Below are 19,012 nucleotides of genomic sequence, written 5' to 3'. Positions count from 1 at the left end.
GTCCGCCGGGCGCCCCCGGCCGATGAGCGGGCCCGCCACCCGGGCGCTACGGCGTGAGCGCCGGCTGCTGCGCCTCGGCACCGCCTCCTTCGCCGTGGCGGCCGCCGCCCTGCTGTGCCCCCTGCCGGTCGCCGTCCCCGTCCCTCCGGACGCCGGCTCCCTGCCCGTACGGGCCATGGCGGCGCCCGGTCCGCCCGCCGCCGTCCACTCGCCGCCGGTCGCGCTCACCGTCCCGGGCCATCTGCCCGCCGTACCGGTCGACGCGGTCACCGCCGACCGCCAGGGCGCCATGGCGGTCCCCGACTCCCCTCGGCGCCTGGGCTGGTGGGCCCTCGGCGCGCTGCCCGGCACACCCCACGGCACGGTGCTGCTCGCGGGCCATCTCGACTCGGCGGCCGAAGGGGCGGGGCCCTTCCAGCGGTTGCACGCCGTGCCGATCGGGGCCCGGGCCCAGGTCACCACGGCCGACGGCACCCGCCACCACTACCGGGTGACCGCCCGCCGCTCCCACCCCGGCTCCGCGCTGCCCCGCGACCTGTTCGGCTCCACCGGCACCCCCCGGCTCGTCCTGGTCACCTGCACCGGCGCCTTCGACCCGGTCGCGCACACCTACGCGGACAACCTGCTGCTGTACGCCGAGCCGGCCCCTGGCCCGTAACCCCGCCCCGGTCCACGGTTGGTGGCGAGCCACGTCCCGCTCGCGCGAACAGTGTCGACGGCAGCCATACCGGTCGGTCCTCACCCGTTCCTAGGGTCGGTGCGTCGATGGCAGCGGGGCTCGGCAGCGAGCGCCCGGACCTGGCGGAGAGGGGAGGGAGCGTAGGGGGCTGGACAACGCCCCGGGTCCGTATGACACCGGCGGAGCCGCCATGCCGCCGCCGCTGCCTCGGAGAACCGCCGCCCCACCCTCGTACCGCATCCAGCCGGAGGTTCACCATGGATCCGCTCCCCGCTGCCGTACCGGGCCCGAGACGACGGACCGCCTTCCTCGGCGCCGCCCTCACCCTGGCCGCCGCCGCGGCCCTGCTCCCCGCATCCGCCACCGCCCAGCCCGCTCCCGTCCCCGCCCCCATGGCCCCCGCTTCCGCCAACCGGCACTGCGACCGCCAGGACCGGTTGAGGGTGCCGGGCGCGGCGCATCAGCGGACGGACTGCCTGGATGAGCTGACCACGGCCGGAACCATCGCCTCCGGGCACACCGACCCCGCCGACTGGGCCGGGCTGACCCCCAAGGACCTGCCCGTCCCCCGCGGAGTGCCCGGCATCCAGATCGACGGCTACTTCCCCGACACCTCCACCACCAACACCAACCACGGCTGGGCGCATGACGCCCAGTTCACCATCCGGCTGCCGGACCGCTGGAACGGCGGCCTGGTCGTCGCCGGCACCCCCGGCAACCGCGAGCAGTACGCCAACGACCGGGCCATCGCCGACTGGGTACTGGCCCGGGGCTACGCCTACGCCGCCACCGACAAGGGCAACACCGGCACCGCCTTCCACCGCGACGGCGCCCGGCCCGGCGACGCCATCGCCGAGTGGAACACCCGCCTCACCGAACTCACCCGGGCCGCCCGGGCGGTCATCGCCCAGCGCTACCGGCGGCCCCCCGCCCGTACGCTCGCCACCGGCATCTCCAACGGCGGCTATCTGGTGCGCTGGCAGCTGGAGAACCATCCCGAGCTGTACGACGGGGGAGTCGACTGGGAGGGCACCCTGTGGCGGGAGGAGGGCCCCCACCTGCTGACCTTCCTGCCGGCGGCCCTCCGGCACTACCCGGCGTACGCGGCGGGCGGGCCGGACGCCGGACGGGCCCGTGCCGCCCTGCACCGGGCGGGTTTCCCGCGCGGCTCGGAGTTCCTCTGGCCGTACCACCACCAGGTCTACTGGGACCTCACCCAGCGGCTGTACCGCGAGGAGCTCGACCCGGAGTACGACGGTCCACTGGAGGCCGGCACCCCGTACTGCGCCCCGGGCGGAGGACGGCCCGGCTGCGACGCGGACTACGCCTACGCGGCCCGGCCCGCCGAGGTCCGCCGGGCGGTCGGCCGCATCGGGCTCACCGGCCGTATCGGCAGACCGCTGATCACCCTCCACGGCACCCTCGACGTGCTGCTGCCCATCGGCAAGGACTCCGATGTGTACGCCCGGATGGTGCGGCAGCAGGACCGCGGGGCGCTGCACCGCTCCTACCGCATCGAGGGCGGCACCCATACCGACGCCCTGGTGGACGCCTTCCCGGACCGGCTGCGCCCGCTCCTGCCCTGCCACCGTTCGGCGTTCACCGCCCTGGAGGCCTGGCTGGGTGCCGGACTCCGCCCGCCCGCGAGTCACACCGTCGAACGGCCGGCCGCCGCCGATCCGGCCGCCCTGCTCGCCCACTGCCGTCTGGACGGCTGACGACCCGTCCCTGTGCCGGAACACCATCGAACCGGCGGTCATTGTGTCGTCCGCACCCATAGGTACGGCGGCGCGGTGTCCCTACTGTTTCCGGCCATGACGAGCGAACTACCTCTCCCCGGCCCCCGCCCGGCGCCCCCGGGCGCGGGTATGGACCTGAGCTCCCGGGTCGCCCTGGTCACCGGCGGCGCGGGCGGTATCGGCCGGGCGTGTGCGGCGGCGTTCGCGGCGGCGGGCGCCCTGGTGCACGTGGTCGACCGGGACGCCGAGGCGGCCGAGGCGGTCGCCGCCGAGGTCGGGGGAGAGGCGCACACCGTCGACCTGGCCGACCCGGCCGCGATCGACCGCTTGCCGACCGCCGTGGACATCCTGGTCAACAACGCCGGCCTCCAGCACGTGGCGCCGCTCACCGAGTTCCCGCCCGAGCGGTTCGCACTGATCCAGCAGGTGATGGTCACCGCACCGTTCCTGCTGCTGCGCCGCACCCTGCCGCATATGTACGCGCGGGGGTGGGGCCGGGTCGTCAACATCTCCAGCGTGCACGGCCTGCGGGCCAGCGCCTACAAGGCGGCCTATGTCGCCGCCAAGCACGCCCTGGAGGGGTTGAGCAAGGTGGCGGCCATCGAGGGCGCCCCGCACGGGGTGACCAGCAACTGCGTCAACCCGGGCTATGTCCGTACGCCCCTGGTGGAGAACCAGCTCCGCGACCAGGCCGCCGCCCATGGCATCAGCCGGCAGGACGTGCTGACCGAGGTCCTGCTGACCCGCTCACCCGTCAAGCGCCTCCTGGAGCCCGAGGAGGTCGCCGCGGCCGCGCTCTGGCTCTGCGCCGAGCACAGCAGCTCCATCACGGGCGCCTCCCTGCCGCTCGATGGCGGCTGGGGAGCCAACTGACGCCTTTCCCAAGCGCCTTGGGCCCCGCTCCCGACGAACCCGCCACCCCCGCCCCGTACACCTGCCGATCCCCGTAAGCCCTGCCGGTAAGCCCGCCCCGTCCCCGTTCCGTAAGCCGCCCCCGTACCCGAGAACCGGTGAATCCATGACCGACACCACCTCCACCGCCCGGCCGGACGAGCGCCGCCCCGGCGGTATCGCCCGGATCGTCACCGCGAGCCTGATCGGCACCACCGTCGAGTGGTACGACTTCTTCCTCTACGGCTCGGCCGCCGCCCTGGTCTTCAACACCCTCTTCTTCCCCACCAGCGATCCCCTGGTCGGCACCCTGATCGCCTTTGTCACCTACGCGATCGGGTTTGCCGCCCGGCCGCTCGGCGGTGTCGTCTTCGGGCACTTCGGCGATCGGATCGGCCGTAAGAAGCTGCTGGTGCTCAGCCTGCTGATGATGGGTGGCGCCACCTTCGCGATGGGTCTGCTGCCCACCTACGACTCCATCGGCGTCGGCGCCCCGATCCTGCTCACCGTGCTGCGGCTGATCCAGGGATTCGCCCTCGGCGGCGAGTGGGGCGGGGCCGTGCTGATCGTCTCCGAGCACGGGGGCGACAAGCACCGCGGTTTCTGGGCCTCCTGGCCGCAGGCCGGCGCCCCCGGCGGCAACCTCCTGGCCACCGGCGTCCTCGCCCTCCTCGCCGCCGTCCAGTCCGAGGAGGCGTTCCTCGCCTGGGGCTGGCGCGTCCCGTTCCTGCTCTCCGGCGTCCTGGTCGTCATCGGGCTGTGGATCCGGGTCTCGGTCTCCGAGTCCCCGGTCTTCCTGGCCGCCCAGGCCAAGGCGGAGGCCGACGCGGCCCGCGGCGTCAAGGACCAGGCCCCGGTGGTGGAGGTGTTCCGGCGCAGCTGGCGCGAGGTGCTGGGCGCCATCGGCACCCGGTTCGGCGAGAACATCTCGTACTACATCCTGACCTCCTTCCTCCTGGTGTACGTCACCACCCACCTCGGCCTGCCGAAGAGCACCGCGCTCAACGCCGTACTGATCGGCTCCGCCGTGCACTTCGCCACCATCCCGCTCTGGGGCGCGCTCTCCGACCGGATCGGCCGCCGCCCCGTCACCCTGATCGGCTCGGTCGGCATGGCGGTGTGGGCGTTCGCGTTCTTCGCGCTGGTGGACTCGGGGTCGTTCGCCGTGATCACCCTGGCGGTCACCGTGGGGCTGCTGCTGCACGGCGCGATGTACGGGCCGCAGGCCGCGTTCATCTCCGAGATGTTCGACACCCGGGTCCGCTACTCGGGCGCCTCCATGGGCTCCCAGCTCGCCTCCATCGTCGCCGGTGCGCTCGCCCCGATCATCGCGGTGGAACTGCTGCGGGACCATGGCTCCGGCACCCCCATCGCGCTGTACCTCAGCGCCGCCGCGGTGGTCACCACGATCACCGTCGCCGTCATCAAGGAGACCCGCGGCCGCGACCTGGCCCGGCCCACCGCCCCGGCCGCCACCCCACTCCCGCGGCCGGCGTCGGCCGCCGGCCGCAAGCAGCCCTGAACGGAGGACCACCATGGCCGCCACCGAGCCCCGACCCGAGCCCGCTCGCGGGCCTGGTCCGACCCCCGCCGCCCCGGCGTCGGTGGCGGCGCTACGGGAACTGCTCGACCTGCTCGCCGCCGACGCCCCGGCCGAGCGGCTGGCCCGGCCCGCCGACCGGGTCCGGGCCGCCGGTGCCGGCCCGCGCGAGCAGCGCGCCGTGGACGAGGCCACCCGGACCGCGCTGGACATCTCCCGCACGCTGACGCAGCACCGCAGACGCGAAGCCGAGCTGGCCGCCCTCTTCGACACCGCCGGCGACCTGGCCGCACTGCGCGACCTGGACGCCGTACTGCGAGCGATCGTGCACCGGGCCCGCACCCTGCTCGGCGCCGACATCTCCTACCTCACCCTCAACGACCCCCAGGCCGGGGACACCTATATGCGGGTCACCTCCGGCTCGGTCTCCGCCACGTTCCAGCAGTTGCGCCTGGGCATGGGGGAGGGGCTCGGCGGGCTGGTCGCCCAGACGGCCCGCCCCTACGCCAGCGCCGACTACCGCACCGACCGCCGCTTCAAGCACACCGGAGCCATCGACGAGGGGGTCGCCGAGGAGGGGCTGCGCGGCATCCTCGGGGTCCCCCTGCGGGTCGGCGGACGTGTCATCGGCGTCCTGTTCGCCGCCGACCGCGCGCCCCGGGACTTCACCCCCGACACCATCGCCCTGCTCTCCTCGCTCGCCGACCACGCCGCGGTCGCCATCGACGGGGCCCGGCTGCTTGAGGAGACCCGTTCCGCGCTGGTCAGCCTGAACGCGGCCAACGAGCGGGCCCGTGCCCACAGCGAGGCCCTGCACCGCGCGGCCGACGCCCATGATCGGCTCACCGACCTCGTCCTGCGCGGCGGCGGGGTGGACGAGGTCGCCCGCGAGATCGCCGCCCTGCTGGACGGCGGACTGGCGATCCACGACCCCGACGGCACCGAACTGGCCCGGGTCGGCACCGGCCCCGCCACCCCGCCCGAGCAGGGGCTCGACGCCTCGCGCGCCGGTGGGCGGGCCGTCCCCGTCGAGGGGACCTGGGTGTGCGCCGTGCTCGCCGGCCCCGAACCGCTCGGCAGCCTGATGCTCACCGGCCGGGCCGACCTCACCGCCGCCGACCGGCGCCTGTTCGAACGAGCCGCCCTGGTCACCGCGCTGCTGCTCCTGCTGCGGCGGTCGGTGGCCGAGGCCGAGAACCGGGTACGCGGAGAGCTCCTGGACGACCTGCTCACCGGCCGCCAGCCGGACGGCCCCCGCGACACCGGCGGGCTGGCGCTACGGGCCAGGAGACTGGACATCAACCTCGCCACCCCGCACGCCGTGCTGGTCCTCGGCTGCGAGCCCGCCCCGCGCTCCCGGCTGCTGGCCGAGGCGGCCCGCCACGCCCGTGCCCTCGGCGGCCTCGCGGGCGTCCGCGACGGGCACACCGTGCTGCTCGCCCCCACCACCGAACCCGGCCCGCTCGCCCACGACCTGGCCCAGGACCTCGGCCGCGCCCTCTCCCTGCCCGTCACCGTCGGCGCGGCGGGCCCGGGCACCGGTACGGAGCACCTGCCCGGCACCTACGACGAGGCGCGCCGCTGCCTGGAGGCCCTGGAGGCCCTCGGCCGCACCGGCGACGGCGCCAGCCTCTCCGAACTGGGCTTCCTCGGCGTGCTCCTCGGCGACCGGGCCGACCTCACCGGCTATGTGGACCGGGTCCTCGGCCCCGTCCTCCGCTACGACGCCCAGCGCGGCACCGAACTCCTCCGCACCCTGGACGCCTACCACCGCCACGGCGCCAGCCTCGCCAAGGCCAAGGACGCCCTCCACGTCCACGTCAACACCGTGGTCCAGCGTCTCGACCGGGTCGCCCGACTCCTCGGCCCCGACTGGAACTCCCCGGCCAGGGCTCTGGAGATCCACCTGGCCCTGCGCCTGCACCACCTCGCCCGCCGAGGCGCTCAGCCGGCGGGCTGAGGGCGGACCGCTCTTCGCGCGGAGCCGGTCCTCGAATGCCGTCGGTCGCCACCCGAAGACGCCGGCCCTCCCCACGGTGTCGGGGAGGGCCGGCGTCCGGTCATCGGCGCGGAACCGCGGTCACACGCCGGCGGACTCGACCGTGTGCTGGGAGTCCGGTGCGGCGGGCCGGTCCGGGGCGGGATCGTCCGATCGGGTGCCGCGGTTGGGCCACCAGGCCTTGTCGCCGAGGAGGGCGGTCACCGTGGGCACCAGCAGCAGGGCCATGATGAACGCCGTCAGCAGGATGCCGAACGCGACTGCGAATCCCATCTGCTGGAGCATGGAGTTGTCGGCCAGCACCAGGACGCCGAAGGTGCCCGCCAGAATGACGGCCGCGGAACCGATCGTCGGTGCGGACTGGGTGACCGCGAGCCGCGCCGCCTCGGCTGGGGACTTCCCACGGCTCACCTCTTCGCGCAGGCGCGCCACCATGAGGATGTTGTAGTCGGTGCCGATGGCGACGACGAACAGGTACACGATGATCGGCAGCATGAACAGCAGGCCGTTCTCGCCCTTGAGGTCCTGGAAGAGCCATACGGTCGAACCGAGGGTCGCGGTGAAGCCCAGGCCGACCGCGATCATCAGATACACCGGTGCGACCACGCTGCGCAGCAGCAGACCGAGGATGATCATGATGGCGAGCCCGGCGGCGGGGAAGACCACCTTGTAGTCGTGGTTCACCGCGGTCTGGATGTCGGCGAGGACGGCGGTGGAGCCACCCACCAGAGCCTTCGTGCCCTCGGGCGCCTCGTCGTGCACCGTGTCACGCAGAGGGCCGGAGACCAGGTCGACGGCCTGCTCGGACGCCGGCCGGTGCTTCAGCACCATGGTGTACTGCGCGACGTCCCCGTTCGGGTTCACCGTCGCCGGAGAGACGTCGCTGACCCCTTCGGCCTTGGCGATCGCCTGGCGGAAGGTGTCCAGGGCGGCCTTGTCGAGCTTCTCGCCGTCCTCGGACCGGAGGTACACTAGGCTGGGGTCCGCCTCACCGGCGGAGAAGCTGGTCTGCACGTCCGCCATCGCCTGCACGGACTCCAGGTCCTTCGGCAGTGAGCTCTCGGAGTCGAACTCGGACTTGAAACCGAACGCGCCCAGGGCCAGAACGACCAGCACCGCGCCGGAGGCCGCGGCGACCACGGCAGGACGCCGCGCGACCATGGTGCCGACTCCGCCTGCCAGCCGGTTCTTCGGAGCACGCTGCCATGCCTTGGACGGCCAGAAGGCCTTGGTGCCCAGAAGGGAGAAGACCGCCGGTACCAGGGTGAGAGCGGCGACAAGCGTCACACCGACGGAGATCGCCAGCGAAGGGCCCATCGTCCGCATGTTGCCCATGGTGGAGAGCACCAGGGCCAGGAAGGCGACGATCACCGCGCCGGCGGCGGAGGCGATGGTCTCGCCGACGCGGGAGACAGCGTCGATCAGTGCCTGCTTCGGCTCCTGCCCGTTCCGCAGGTGCTCGCGATAGCGGAACAGCAGGAAGAGTATGTAGTCGGTACCGACACCGAACAGGACCACGATGAGGATCGCGGACACGCTGCTGTCGGCCTCCAGGCCGAAGAGGCTCCCCGCGGTCGCTATCAAGCCTTGGGCCATGATGAACATCAGAATGATCATCAGTACCGGCAGCAGGGCGATCAGCGGACTGCGGAAGATGGCGCCGAGCAGCACGATGATCAGAAGCACGGTGGCCATCATGATCATCCCGTCGGTGTCGCCTCCCGACTCCCTGGCGTCCAGATTCGTCGCCGCCGGTCCGGTGACGCCCATGGTCAGCGCGCTGCCCTGAAGCAGTTCCTTACCGTCGGTGCGCAGCTTCTTGATCGATTCCAGGGTGGCTTCGTCCCCGAAGTTCTTGTTCGTGGAAAAGACGCTCGCCAGCGCCAGCTTGCCGTCCTTCGAAACCGCCTCGGGCGACGTCGCCACGTTCTTGAAGGTCTCGAACTTCTTGGCTTGGAGATCTTCGGTGGTCTTGGCGACGGCCGCTCGGTCGGCGTCGGTCAGCTTCCCGCCGTCTGCCCGCTGATAGACGATGATGGCTGCCGCGCTCTCCTGCTGGGGAAAGGCGCTTTCCTGGAGTTTGCCGACCTGCACCGACTCGTAGTGGGAGGGGAGGAAGTCGGCTTGGTCCGTGCTTGACTTGAGTTCCGGGGCCAGTCCGGCCAGGGCGACCGCCGCGACAATCCAGGCCACGATGGTCAGCCATGGCCGGTTGACGGAGAACCGTCCTATCCGTCCGAACATGACGCTCCTTTGGGAAGTTCATCTCTGCTGCCGGCTCGACCCGTTCAGGAAGGCGGCATCCGTGTTCCGTGTCCGTTCGCCGTCCAGCACCTGGCAGGTTAGGAGCGGGGCTCTCACCGCACCATGCGGCCCCGCGGAAATCACCCCGCGGTCTGACCGGTCCTCCGCCGTGCGGTGGAGGACCGGTATCCGCCTGGGAGATGGTGGAGGGCCGCACGCGTCCGGATCGAATCCGCATGCCGAGTCTCCGTCATGCTGATGAGTGCTCGTCATAAAAGAGGCTGGCCCTGGCAGGTAGTTGACAATTCCATCGGAACCGCTGCCGCCGTCCGAGCGTTCCCGCTTTTCCGGTGTCCTCTTGCGGACATGCCCGGCAGCCGCCGGAATCCGGGTCCGGCCGGCTGCGGCTCCCATGCCGCCGGGATCTGGATCCGGTCGGCTGCGACTCCCATGCCGCCGTGTGGAGGCCCACCCGCGGTGGTGTGAACCCGCGTCCCGGGCGGGGCGGCCTGCCGGGGTCGCATGCGTCTGCGGTGACCGTGTGTCCCCGGCCCACACCAAGGGCGGGTGGTGCGGTCTTCGCCGCGGTCGCCCTGACCGCCGGATGACGAAAGACCCTCCCGGAGGAGGGTCTCGCCGTGTGTGCGCCCCCGGCAGGACTCGAACCTGCGGCCAAGCGCTTAGAAGGCGCCTGCTCTATCCACTGAGCTACGGGGGCCGGTGGTGGCCTTGCGGCCTGGAGCCCCTGGTGGTGGGTGGTCCGTGACCTCGCCGGGGTCAAGGATAGGGCTCCGTGCGCCATGACCCGGCCGCTTCACCGGTGTCGCGCGATGTGGAGGTTCGGTGAAGCGAACCTGATAATCGCAGGCAGGTGCGATCCGCGCAGCGCTTTTCGCCCCTTCCGGGCGGGGTGTTGTGTAGTCGTTATTCCGCCGGGCCGCCCGGCCGGTGCCCGTGGCGGCCCGCCTGTCCGGTGCGCGGTGGCGCGCTCGACGCCGTTTGCCGGGTGCCCATCGGCCGCCCATCGCGCGCCTACCAGGCGTGTCTCCGATGTACGGCGGAAGAGGGGCCCGTGCGGGGTCGGTGGTTCTGGTCGGCGCGCAGAGGGGGTATACGCTTCAAAAAGGTCCGTAAATTGGGCATTCTTCGCATGTGGTGACCTTGGACGTACGGCCTCAGCTCATCGACGCACTCTCCGCCCTGCGCGACCGTGTCGCCGCCGTGCGTCTTCCGCTTCCGCTTCCGGGCGCCCCACGGGCCCGCCAGACCAGAGCCGAGCTGCTGGCCCAGCTCGACGACTACCTGGTGCCCCGGCTGAGGGACCCCGACGCGCCGCTGCTGGCCGTCATCGGCGGGTCCACCGGAGCCGGGAAGTCCACCCTCGTCAACTCCCTGGTGGGACGGCGGGTCAGCGAGGCCGGGGTATTGCGGCCCACCACCCGTACGCCGGTGCTGGTCTGCCACCCCGACGACCACCACTGGTTCGCCGGGATGCGGGTCCTGCCGCAGCTCACCCGGGTCTGGCGGCCGCTGGACCGGGAGGACCCGGAGGAGCGGGAGGGCGGCGGCGAAACCGACGAGCGGCCGGCGGCGGGGGAGCGGGACCTGAGAGTGGAGACCGCCCTCACCGTCCCGCGCGGCCTCGCCCTGCTGGACGCCCCCGACATCGACTCGCTGGTCGTCAGCGGTCGCGAACTGGCCGCCGAACTCATCTGCGCCGCCGACGTCTGGGTGATGGTCACCACCGCCTCCCGGTACGCCGACGCCGTGCCCTGGCATCTGCTCCGTACCGCCAAGGAGTACAAGGCCACCCTGATCACCGTCCTCGACCGGGTGCCGCACCAGGTGATCGCCGACGTCTCCCGGCAGTACGAGGCGCTGCTCATCCGCGCCGGACTCGGCGACGTACCCCGCTTCACCATCCCCGAGCTGCCCGAGTCCACCGCGGGCGGCACCGGGCTGCTGCCCGACACCGCGGTCGCCGCGCTACGGGGCTGGCTCACCCACCACGTACAGGATCCCGCCGCCCGCCAGCAGGCCGCCGGCCGTACCGCCGGCGGGGTCATCGACTCGCTCGGCGCTCGTCTGCCGGAGCTGGCCGGCGCCGTCGCCGCCCAGTACGCCGCCGCCGTACGCCTCACCGACACCGTCCAGGCCGCCTACGCCGAGCAGCGCGAACGCGTCCGGCGCGAGCTGAAGCGCGGCGCCGTGCTGGCCGGTGACGCCCGCACCCGCTGGCGCGGCTACCCCCGCGACTCCACCGCCGCCGAACTGCTCGACTCCCTCGCCGAATCGCTCACCGCCCTGCTCCAGTGCGCGGTCGCCGCCGCCGACGACGAGGTCCGCGACGGCTGGCGCCGCGAACCGGCCGCCGCCGCGCTGCGTGGCCCCGACGGCACCGACGGCCCCGCCCCCGACCGGGAGAGCACCGAGCGGATCGGCATGGCGGTACGCCGCTGGCGCCGCGTCCTGGAGGAGCTGGCCGAGGAGGAGGTACGCAGCCTGGACCGGCCGGCCGGCGCCACCCCCGACGCCGACACCGCCGCCGCGCTGCTCGCCGCCGCACTGCTCGGCGGCCGCCGGGCCCGGGGCGCCGGCGACCGGCTCGCCGAACTCCTCGGCGCCAAGGGCGCCCTGCGGCTGCGTGACAAGGGCGGCGCACTGGTCGAGACCTCCATCGACCGCGTCCTGGCCGAGGAGCGCGAACGCCGGCTGACCCCGCTGCGCGCCTTCCGTGTCGGCCCCGAAGCACAGGCCGGACTCATCGCCGCGCTGTCCCTGCTGCAGAAGGAGAGGTGACGGCGGTGAGCGCCGTTGAGGAACGCTGGGGCGAACGCTGGGACGACGGGCTGATCGCCCGCCGCGCCGCCCAGGAGCAGCACCTGCCACCCGGTACCGGCCCGGAGGCCGCGGGCGAACCCCATGTACCGATCGGGGAGCCCTACGCCGGCACCCTGCGCGCCCGCCTGGACGCCCTGCGCGAGCTCGTCGGACTGTCCCGGGCCCGGCTGGACGGCGACACCCTCGCCGAGGCCGGCCGGGTCCTGGACGAGGCGGCGGCCCGCCAGCGGCTCTCCGCCCGGCACACCGTCGTCGCCATCGCCGGACCCACCGGAAGCGGCAAGTCCACCCTGATCAACGCCCTCGCCCGGGTGCCGGTCTCCGAGACCGGGCTGCGCCGCCCCACCACCTCCCACCCGATCGCCTGCAGCTGGTCCGAGGGCGCCGCCGGACTGCTCGACCGGCTCGCCATCCCCGGCCGGCTGCGGCTGCGCCCCCTGGCCGGCGGCGCCGGCGACGAGCAGTTCCAGGGCCTGGTCCTGATCGACCTGCCCGACCACGACTCCGCCGTCACCGCCCACCGCCGCCAGGTCGACCGGGTCCTCGGCCTGGTCGACGCGGTGATCTGGGTGGTCGACCCGGAGAAGTACGCCGACGCCGCCCTGCACGAGCGCTATCTGCGCCCGCTGGCCGGCCACGCCGACGTCTCCTTCGTCGTCCTCAACCAGATCGACCGGCTGCCCGGCGACGCCGCCCACCAGGTCCTGGACGATCTGCGCCGGCTCCTGGACGAGGACGGCATGGCCCTCGGCGAGCACGGCGAACCCGGCGCCACCGTGCTCGCCGTCTCCGCCCTCACCGGCGAGGGCATGCCCGAACTGCGCGAACTGCTTGCCGCCTTCGTCCAGGGCAGCCGGGCCGCCGAGCGCCGGCTCTCCGCCGACGTGGACGCGGCCGCCGCCCGGCTGCGCCCGGTGTACGTCGCCGAGGGCGGCACCGGGCTCGGCGAACGGGCCCGGGAGGACTTCGCCGCCCGGCTCGCGGTCGCCGTCGGGGCGCAGGCCGCCGGCGAGGCCGCCGAACGCTCCTGGCGCCGCAACGCCGGTAAGGCCTGCGGCACCCCCTGGCTGCGGCTGTGGCGCTGGGGCCAGCGGCTGCGCACCCCCGGCGCCGGCGAACAGGAGCCCGGGCCCCCGGCCGAGGACGAGCTGACGGCCCGCCAGCGGGTCGAGCAGGCGGTACGGCTGCTCGCCGACGACGCCTCCCGGGGGCTGCCGCGGCCCTGGGCGCAGGCGGTGCGCGAGGCGGCGCTGCGCGGGGCCGAGGGGCTGCCGGAGGCGCTGGACCAGCTGGCCGCCGAGACCGGCGCGGCCCCGGCCGGCGGCCGCCCGCCCCGCCCCACCTGGTGGCCCGCCGCGGTCCTCGCCCAGTGCGCGATGACACTGCTGCAGTTCTACGGGGCGCTGTGGCTGGTCGGCCAGATCGTCGGCGTCCTGGAGCCCGGCATCCTCGCCCCCGCGCTGATCATGCTGGGCGGCATCCTCGGCGGCCCGCTGGTCGAGTGGGCCTGCGTGGCCGCCGCCCGGGGCCCGGCCCGCCGCTACGGGCAGGAGACCGAGCGCCGGCTGCGCGACGCCGCCGCGGCCTGCGGCCGGGCCCGGGTGCTGGACCCGATCACCGCCGAGCTCTCGCGCTACCGGGAGGTGCGGGAGCAGTACGCCGCGGTCTCCCGCGGCCGGATCGGCGGCCCGCCCCTCTCCTCCGGCTCCTCCTTCCGCCCGCTCCCGGCGACCGCGCCGGGGCGGCCGACGGCCGGCGCCGGGGCCTATGGCAGCGGTACGTCCGCGCCGGTGCCTGCCCTTCAGCCGGGCGCCGAAGCCCGGATCGGTACGGCCCCGGTGTGGACGGGGCCGCCGGCCGGCGCCTCCCTCGGTGACGATCCGGAGGAGAGCGGCGGTGCCGGGACGCGTACGGCGGCGGCCGGCGGCGAGAGGGTGTCCGGGCGGTTGCGGTATGCCGCCGGGATGCGCCGGGTGATCGGCGCCGGACGGGCCCATTCCGCGCGTCCGGCCCGCCCGGCCCGCTCGGTGTGGGACGAGCCGTCGGCCGCGGCGGACGGCAGCGTGCCGGAACCCCTGGAAGGCGGCGGTACGGGGCGGTGACGGCGGCCCCGCCCACTCCCGGATGACCCGGTTGTCCACAGTCCACCGGCCCGTCCACAGCCCCCAGCGGAGTTCCGACGATTCCGCCAGCATGACGTTCCGTAACCGATCGCGGACCGATGCGCCAAGGGACATCGGCGCATCGCAGGAGACGCGGCGCAGGGGACGCGTCGCAGGAGAGAGGAACGCCGCATGCTGAACGAAACGATGGTGACGGTGGTGGGGAACGTGGCGACCGCCGTCGAGTACCGGGACACCGCGACGGGCGGGTTCGCCAAGTTCCGGTTCGCCGCCACCGCCCGCCGCTACGACCGGGAGAAGGCGGTCTGGGTGGACGGGCCCACCAGCTTCTACTCGGTTCAGGCCTGGCGGGCACTCGGGGCGAACCTCGCCGCCTCGGTCTCGGTGGGCGACCCGCTGGTGGTGCACGGCCGGCTGAGGGTGCGTGAGGAGGAGTGGGAGGGGCGGCGGCGGACCTTCGTGGACGTCGAGGCCCTGGCCGTGGGCCACGACCTCACCCGGGGGACCTCCGCCTTCCGGCGGGTGAAGGCCCATGAGCGTGTGGGCGGGACGCCGCCGGAGGCCACCACCCGGGCAGCGGCTGAAGGCCCGGCGGTGGCGGACGACCCCTGGGCTACCGACCCGCCGCCGGTACCGGCAGCCCCGGCAGCCCCGGCCGCCCCGGCCGCTCCGGAGATGGCGGAGATGGCGGATGCGAGGGCCGGAACCCCCGGACCGGCGCCGGACACCGGGGCAAGGGCGCGGGCGGCGACCCGGCGGCGACAAGCCGAACCGGTGTCGTGACGGCCCGTCAGTCCGGCGGCACGGTGTGAGGCGGCATGTGAAGATCCGGCACGGACCGGCCGGGTGTCACGCTCTCCGCGATAACGATTCCGATTCGGAATGGTTATCTGATGAGATGACAGGGGATTGCGCAGTGCCGTCTCCATAGGATCTTCGAGTACTCACGGGGGCACTTGAGTCGGCTGGCGAGTCGTCATCCCCACGCGACCAAGCGCGAAGGCGTCTCGCCCGGAGGGGAAGTCTGTGTTTGCTGCGCACTCGGCACCGAGGTGGTGGACGGTTCGATCCGTCCGCTCCGCCACCGCGGTCGTGGTGTCCGGGCTGGTGGCCGCGGGCGCTCTGGCAGCCGCTACCCCGGCCGCGGCGGACGACACGCCCCCGCACCAGGGCGGCGCGGCGGCGACCCTGAACGGGCTGACCGCGTACGACACCGCCGTGCTGCACATCGGCGGCGAGAGGCGCGAGATCCCGGCCGGGCTGTTCGAGATGGCCGTCGACGGCGGCGGCACCCTCAAGACGTACTGCGTGGACCTGCACAACCCCACCCAGGACAAGGCCCGCTATCTGGAGACGTCCTGGGGGCAGTCCTCGCTGGCGGTCAACCGGGACGCCGGCCGGATCCGGTGGATCCTCCAGCACTCCTACCCCCGGGTCGACGACCTCGCCGGGCTGGCCAGGAGGGCGAAGAGCGGGCCGCTCAGCCCTCAGACCGCGGCCGCCGGCACCCAGGTCGCCATCTGGCGGCACTCGGACGACGCCCGGGTGGAGGCCGCAGACCCGGCCGCCGAGAAGCTCGCCGACTGGCTGGAGAAGGAGGCCCGGAACCTCCCCGAGCCGGGCCCCTCGCTCAGCCTCTCGCCCGAGGCCGCCTCCGGCCCGGCCGGCAGCCGGGTCGGGCCCTTCACCGTGCGGACCAGCGCCGAGCGGGTCCCGGTGGCCCTGTCCGGCGAGGCGGTGGGCGGGGTGCGGGTCACCGACCAGGCGGGCAAGCCCGTGACCACCGCGGCGAACGGCAGCCGCCTCTACCTCGACGTCCCGCCGGGCGCCGCGGACGGCTCCGCGACCCTGAGCCTCCAGGCCACCACCCCGGTGCCGGTCGGCCGGGTGTTCACCGGGGCCACCCGTACCCAGACGCAGGTCCTGGCCGGCTCCAGCGAGTCGACCGTCGCCGCGAGCGCGACCGCCTCCTGGACCCGGTCGGGCGCCCTCCCGGTGCTCACCGCCCGGAAGAACTGCGCCGAGCGGGGCCTCGACGTCACCGCCGCCAACCGGGGCGACGCCCCCTTCAGCTACGTCCTGGCCGGGGAGGAGTACGTGCTCCAGCCCGGCGAGACCCGGACGGTCGCCGTCCCGGTGGCCGAGGACCAGCCGTACGAGGTCACCGTCAGCGGCACGGACGGCTTCACCCGTACCTTCCACGGCCTGCTCGACTGCCGCACCACCGGCAGCGCCGCCGTGGCCGCGCTCACCACCCAGCAGGGCGGGCAGCCCAGCCCGCTCCCCTCGGACGCCTCCCCCACGCCCGGCGCCCAGGGCGGGGCGGCCGCGCAGTCGGACGACGGCCCCGACCTCGCCGAGACCGGCGCCTCGGCGAACACCCCGATGATCGCCGGCATCGCCCTGGCCCTGCTGGTCCTGGGCGGCGGCGCGCTGCTCCTGGTCCGCGGCAGGAAGGACACCGCCCCGGAAGCCGCCGCCGCGCAGGCGCCCCCGACAGACGACTGACGGCCCCGGCCCCCGGGGACCGGACGGTCGCCCCGCGTGCGACGGCTCGACGATCGCCACGCCCCGCGCACCTGGGCTCAGGCCGGGCGGTTACCGCGCCGCCCCGCGCCCCGGACCGAGACCCGGGCGGCCCCGTGCCCGCGAGCAGGCCGGTCCCCGCGCCCCGTGCACCGGCAGCCGGACGGGCCCCGCACCCCGGGCGGTCGCCGCGCCCCCGGGGGCGGACTGTCGCGGCGCCCTGAGCCTCGGGTGCCCGGACGGGCTTCCCCACCCCGGCGGGCGGACGGTCGCCCCGCGCACGGCCGGCCTGAGGTCGCCGCGCCCCGCGCACCTGGGCTCAGGTCGGGCGGTTACCGGGTCGCCCGGGTGCCCGCGAGGCGGAAGGCCGTCGCGCCCCGTGCACCGGTAGCCGGACGGGCCCCGCACCCCGGGCGGTCACCGCGCCCCCGGGGTTCCCGCACCCCGGGCGGTCGCCGCGCCCCCGGGGCCGGACGGTCGCTTCGTGCCCCGGGTTGGGGGGTCGTCGGGTCACCGCCGCCGGAGGGGGCGCGCCCCTGCGGCCCCGCGGCTCCGCGCCCCGGGGGTGGACGGTCGCCGTACCGCCGCGCCCCAGGGGCCGCTCGTCACCGGGCCACGGGGGCCGGGCGGGCGCCGCGCCCTCCCGCCTCCGGGCCCGGAGGGCCCCCACGCGCCGCCGAACTACTGGTTTCCGTCGCGGGGGCGGGGTACGGCAAGATGGGTGTATCTGCCCACTCTCGGATTGCCGGACGGTTTCTCTTGGCTGAGTACATCTACACGATGCGCAAGACGCGCAAGGCGCACGGCGACAAGGTCATCCTCGATGACGTGACGCTGAGCTTCCTGCCCGGCGCGAAGATCGGTGTGGTCGGCCCGAACGGCGCCGGTAAGTCCACCGTGCTCAAGATCATGGCCGGTCTGGAGCAGCCGTCCAACGGCGACGCGTTCCTCTCGCCCGGCTACAGCGTCGGCATCCTCCTCCAGGAGCCGCCGCTCGACGAGAGCAAGACCGTCCTGGAGAACGTCCAAGAGGGCGTGTCCGAGGTCAAGGGCAAGCTGGACCGGTTCAACCAGATCGCCGAGGAGATGGCGACCAACTACACCGACGCCCTCATGGAGGAGATGGGCAAGCTCCAGGAGGACCTGGACCACGCCAACGCCTGGGACCTCGACGCCCAGCTGGAGCAGGCCATGGACGCCCTGGGCTGCCCGCCCGGCGACTGGCCGGTCAACAACCTCTCCGGTGGCGAGAAGCGCCGCGTCGCGCTCTGCAAGCTGCTGCTGGAGGCCCCCGACCTGCTCCTTCTCGACGAGCCCACCAACCACCTGGACGCCGAGTCCGTGCAGTGGCTGGAGCAGCACCTCGCCAAGTACGACGGCACCGTCGTCGCCATCACCCACGACCGGTACTTCCTGGACAACGTGGCCGGCTGGATCCTGGAGCTCGACCGCGGCCGCGCCATCGGCTACGAGGGCAACTACTCCACCTACCTGGAGTCCAAGCAGGCCCGGCTGAAGGTCGAGGGCCAGAAGGACGCCAAGCGCGCCAAGCGGCTCAAGGAAGAGCTGGAGTGGGTCCGGTCCAACGCGAAGGGCCGCCAGGCCAAGTCCAAGGCCCGTCTCGCCCGTTACGAGGAGATGGCCGCCGAGGCGGACAAGATGCGGAAGCTGGACTTCGAGGAGATCCAGATTCCGCCGGGCCCCCGCCTGGGCAGCGTCGTGGTCGAGGTGGAGAACCTCAGCAAGGCCTTCGGCGACAAGGTCCTCATCGACGACCTCAGCTTCACCCTCCCGCGCAACGGCATCGTCGGCGTGATCGGCCCCAACGGCGCCGGCAAGACCACGCTGTTCAAGATGATCCAGGGCCTGGAGGAGGCCGACTCCGGCTCCATCAAGGTCGGCGACACGGTCAAGATCAGCTACGTCGACCAGAGCCGCTCCAACATCGACCCCAAGAAGACGCTGTGGGCCGTCGTCTCCGACGAGCTGGACTACATCAACGTCGGCCAGGTCGAGATGCCGTCCCGCGCCTATGTCTCGGCGTTCGGCTTCAAGGGCCCGGACCAGCAGAAGCCGGCCGGGGTGCTCTCCGGCGGTGAGCGCAACCGCCTCAACCTGGCGCTCACCCTCAAGCAGGGCGGCAACCTGCTGCTCCTCGACGAGCCCACCAACGACCTCGACGTCGAGACCCTGTCCTCGCTGGAGAACGCGCTGCTGGACTTCCCCGGCTGCGCCGTGGTGGTCTCCCACGACCGCTGGTTCCTCGACCGGGTCGCCACCCACATCCTGGCGTACGAGGGCGAGTCCAAGTGGTTCTGGTTCGAGGGCAACTTCGAGTCCTACGAGAAGAACAAGATCGAGCGACTCGGTGCGGACGCGGCCCGTCCGCACCGCGCCACCTACAAGAAGCTCACCCGGGGCTGAGGCAGT

At 73.7% G+C, this 19,012-nt stretch carries 11 protein-coding genes and 1 tRNA gene; 10 read left to right on the top strand and 2 right to left on the bottom strand.

Annotation, left to right across the window (positions count from 1 at the left end):
• Positions 1-22 precede the first annotated feature (22 nt).
• The 5 genes from ABZ945_RS12245 to ABZ945_RS12225 all read left to right on the top strand — a co-directional run bounded on the left by ABZ945_RS12245 (position 23) and on the right by ABZ945_RS12225 (position 6,809).
• Complete coding sequence (locus tag ABZ945_RS12245; RefSeq protein ID WP_361267373.1) at positions 23-658, top strand: class F sortase; 636 nt, start codon at positions 23-25, stop codon at positions 656-658.
• A 278-nt stretch (positions 659-936) separates the two neighbouring features.
• Positions 937-2,397 carry a tannase/feruloyl esterase family alpha/beta hydrolase gene (locus ABZ945_RS12240; protein ID WP_361267371.1) on the top strand — a complete coding sequence of 487 codons (1,461 nt, stop codon included), beginning with the start codon at positions 937-939 and terminating at the stop codon, positions 2,395-2,397.
• A 150-nt stretch (positions 2,398-2,547) separates the two neighbouring features.
• Positions 2,548-3,291, top strand: coding sequence for a 3-hydroxybutyrate dehydrogenase (locus ABZ945_RS12235; protein WP_361267369.1), 744 nt, complete (start codon positions 2,548-2,550; stop codon positions 3,289-3,291).
• 145 nt (positions 3,292-3,436) lie between these two features.
• Positions 3,437-4,831: an MFS transporter gene (locus tag ABZ945_RS12230; RefSeq protein WP_361267367.1), complete on the top strand. Its 1,395-nt coding sequence runs from the start codon at positions 3,437-3,439 to the stop codon at positions 4,829-4,831.
• A gap of 13 nt (positions 4,832-4,844) precedes the next feature.
• Positions 4,845-6,809, top strand: a complete 1,965-nt coding sequence (locus ABZ945_RS12225; protein WP_361267365.1) for a GAF domain-containing protein — start codon at positions 4,845-4,847, stop codon at positions 6,807-6,809.
• A gap of 120 nt (positions 6,810-6,929) precedes the next feature.
• On the opposite strand, the gene ABZ945_RS12220 is transcribed toward ABZ945_RS12225, so the two are convergent.
• Positions 6,930-9,092, bottom strand: coding sequence for an MMPL family transporter (locus ABZ945_RS12220; RefSeq protein WP_361267363.1), 2,163 nt, complete (start codon positions 9,090-9,092; stop codon positions 6,930-6,932).
• Positions 9,093-9,737: 645 nt separating this feature from the next.
• Positions 9,738-9,810 (bottom strand) — tRNA-Arg (locus ABZ945_RS12215).
• Positions 9,811-10,253: 443 nt separating this feature from the next.
• On the opposite strand from ABZ945_RS12215, the gene ABZ945_RS12210 reads away from it, so the two are divergent.
• From ABZ945_RS12210 to ettA, 5 genes are all read left to right on the top strand, one after another.
• Positions 10,254-11,891 (top strand): dynamin family protein, encoded by a 1,638-nt coding sequence (locus ABZ945_RS12210; protein WP_361267474.1) that lies wholly within the window; start codon positions 10,254-10,256, stop codon positions 11,889-11,891.
• Between the two features lie 5 nt (positions 11,892-11,896).
• A complete protein-coding gene (locus ABZ945_RS12205) occupies positions 11,897-14,035 on the top strand; it encodes a GTPase (protein WP_361267361.1) in 2,139 nt (712 codons plus the stop codon).
• Positions 14,036-14,230: 195 nt separating this feature from the next.
• Positions 14,231-14,839 carry a single-stranded DNA-binding protein gene (locus ABZ945_RS12200; protein ID WP_361267472.1) on the top strand — a complete coding sequence of 203 codons (609 nt, stop codon included), beginning with the start codon at positions 14,231-14,233 and terminating at the stop codon, positions 14,837-14,839.
• 312 nt (positions 14,840-15,151) lie between these two features.
• Positions 15,152-16,564, top strand: a complete 1,413-nt coding sequence (locus tag ABZ945_RS12195) for a thioester domain-containing protein (RefSeq protein WP_361267359.1) — start codon at positions 15,152-15,154, stop codon at positions 16,562-16,564.
• A 777-nt stretch (positions 16,565-17,341) separates the two neighbouring features.
• A complete protein-coding gene (gene ettA / locus ABZ945_RS12190; RefSeq protein WP_361267357.1) occupies positions 17,342-19,006 on the top strand; it encodes an energy-dependent translational throttle protein EttA in 1,665 nt (554 codons plus the stop codon).
• Positions 19,007-19,012 lie beyond the last annotated feature (6 nt).

It is taken from the genome of Streptomyces sp. NPDC046887 (genome assembly GCF_040644755.1).
GTDB classification, from domain to species: domain Bacteria; phylum Actinomycetota; class Actinomycetes; order Streptomycetales; family Streptomycetaceae; genus Streptomyces; species Streptomyces lichenis.
This window is presented reverse-complemented; position numbering and strand designations above follow the sequence as displayed.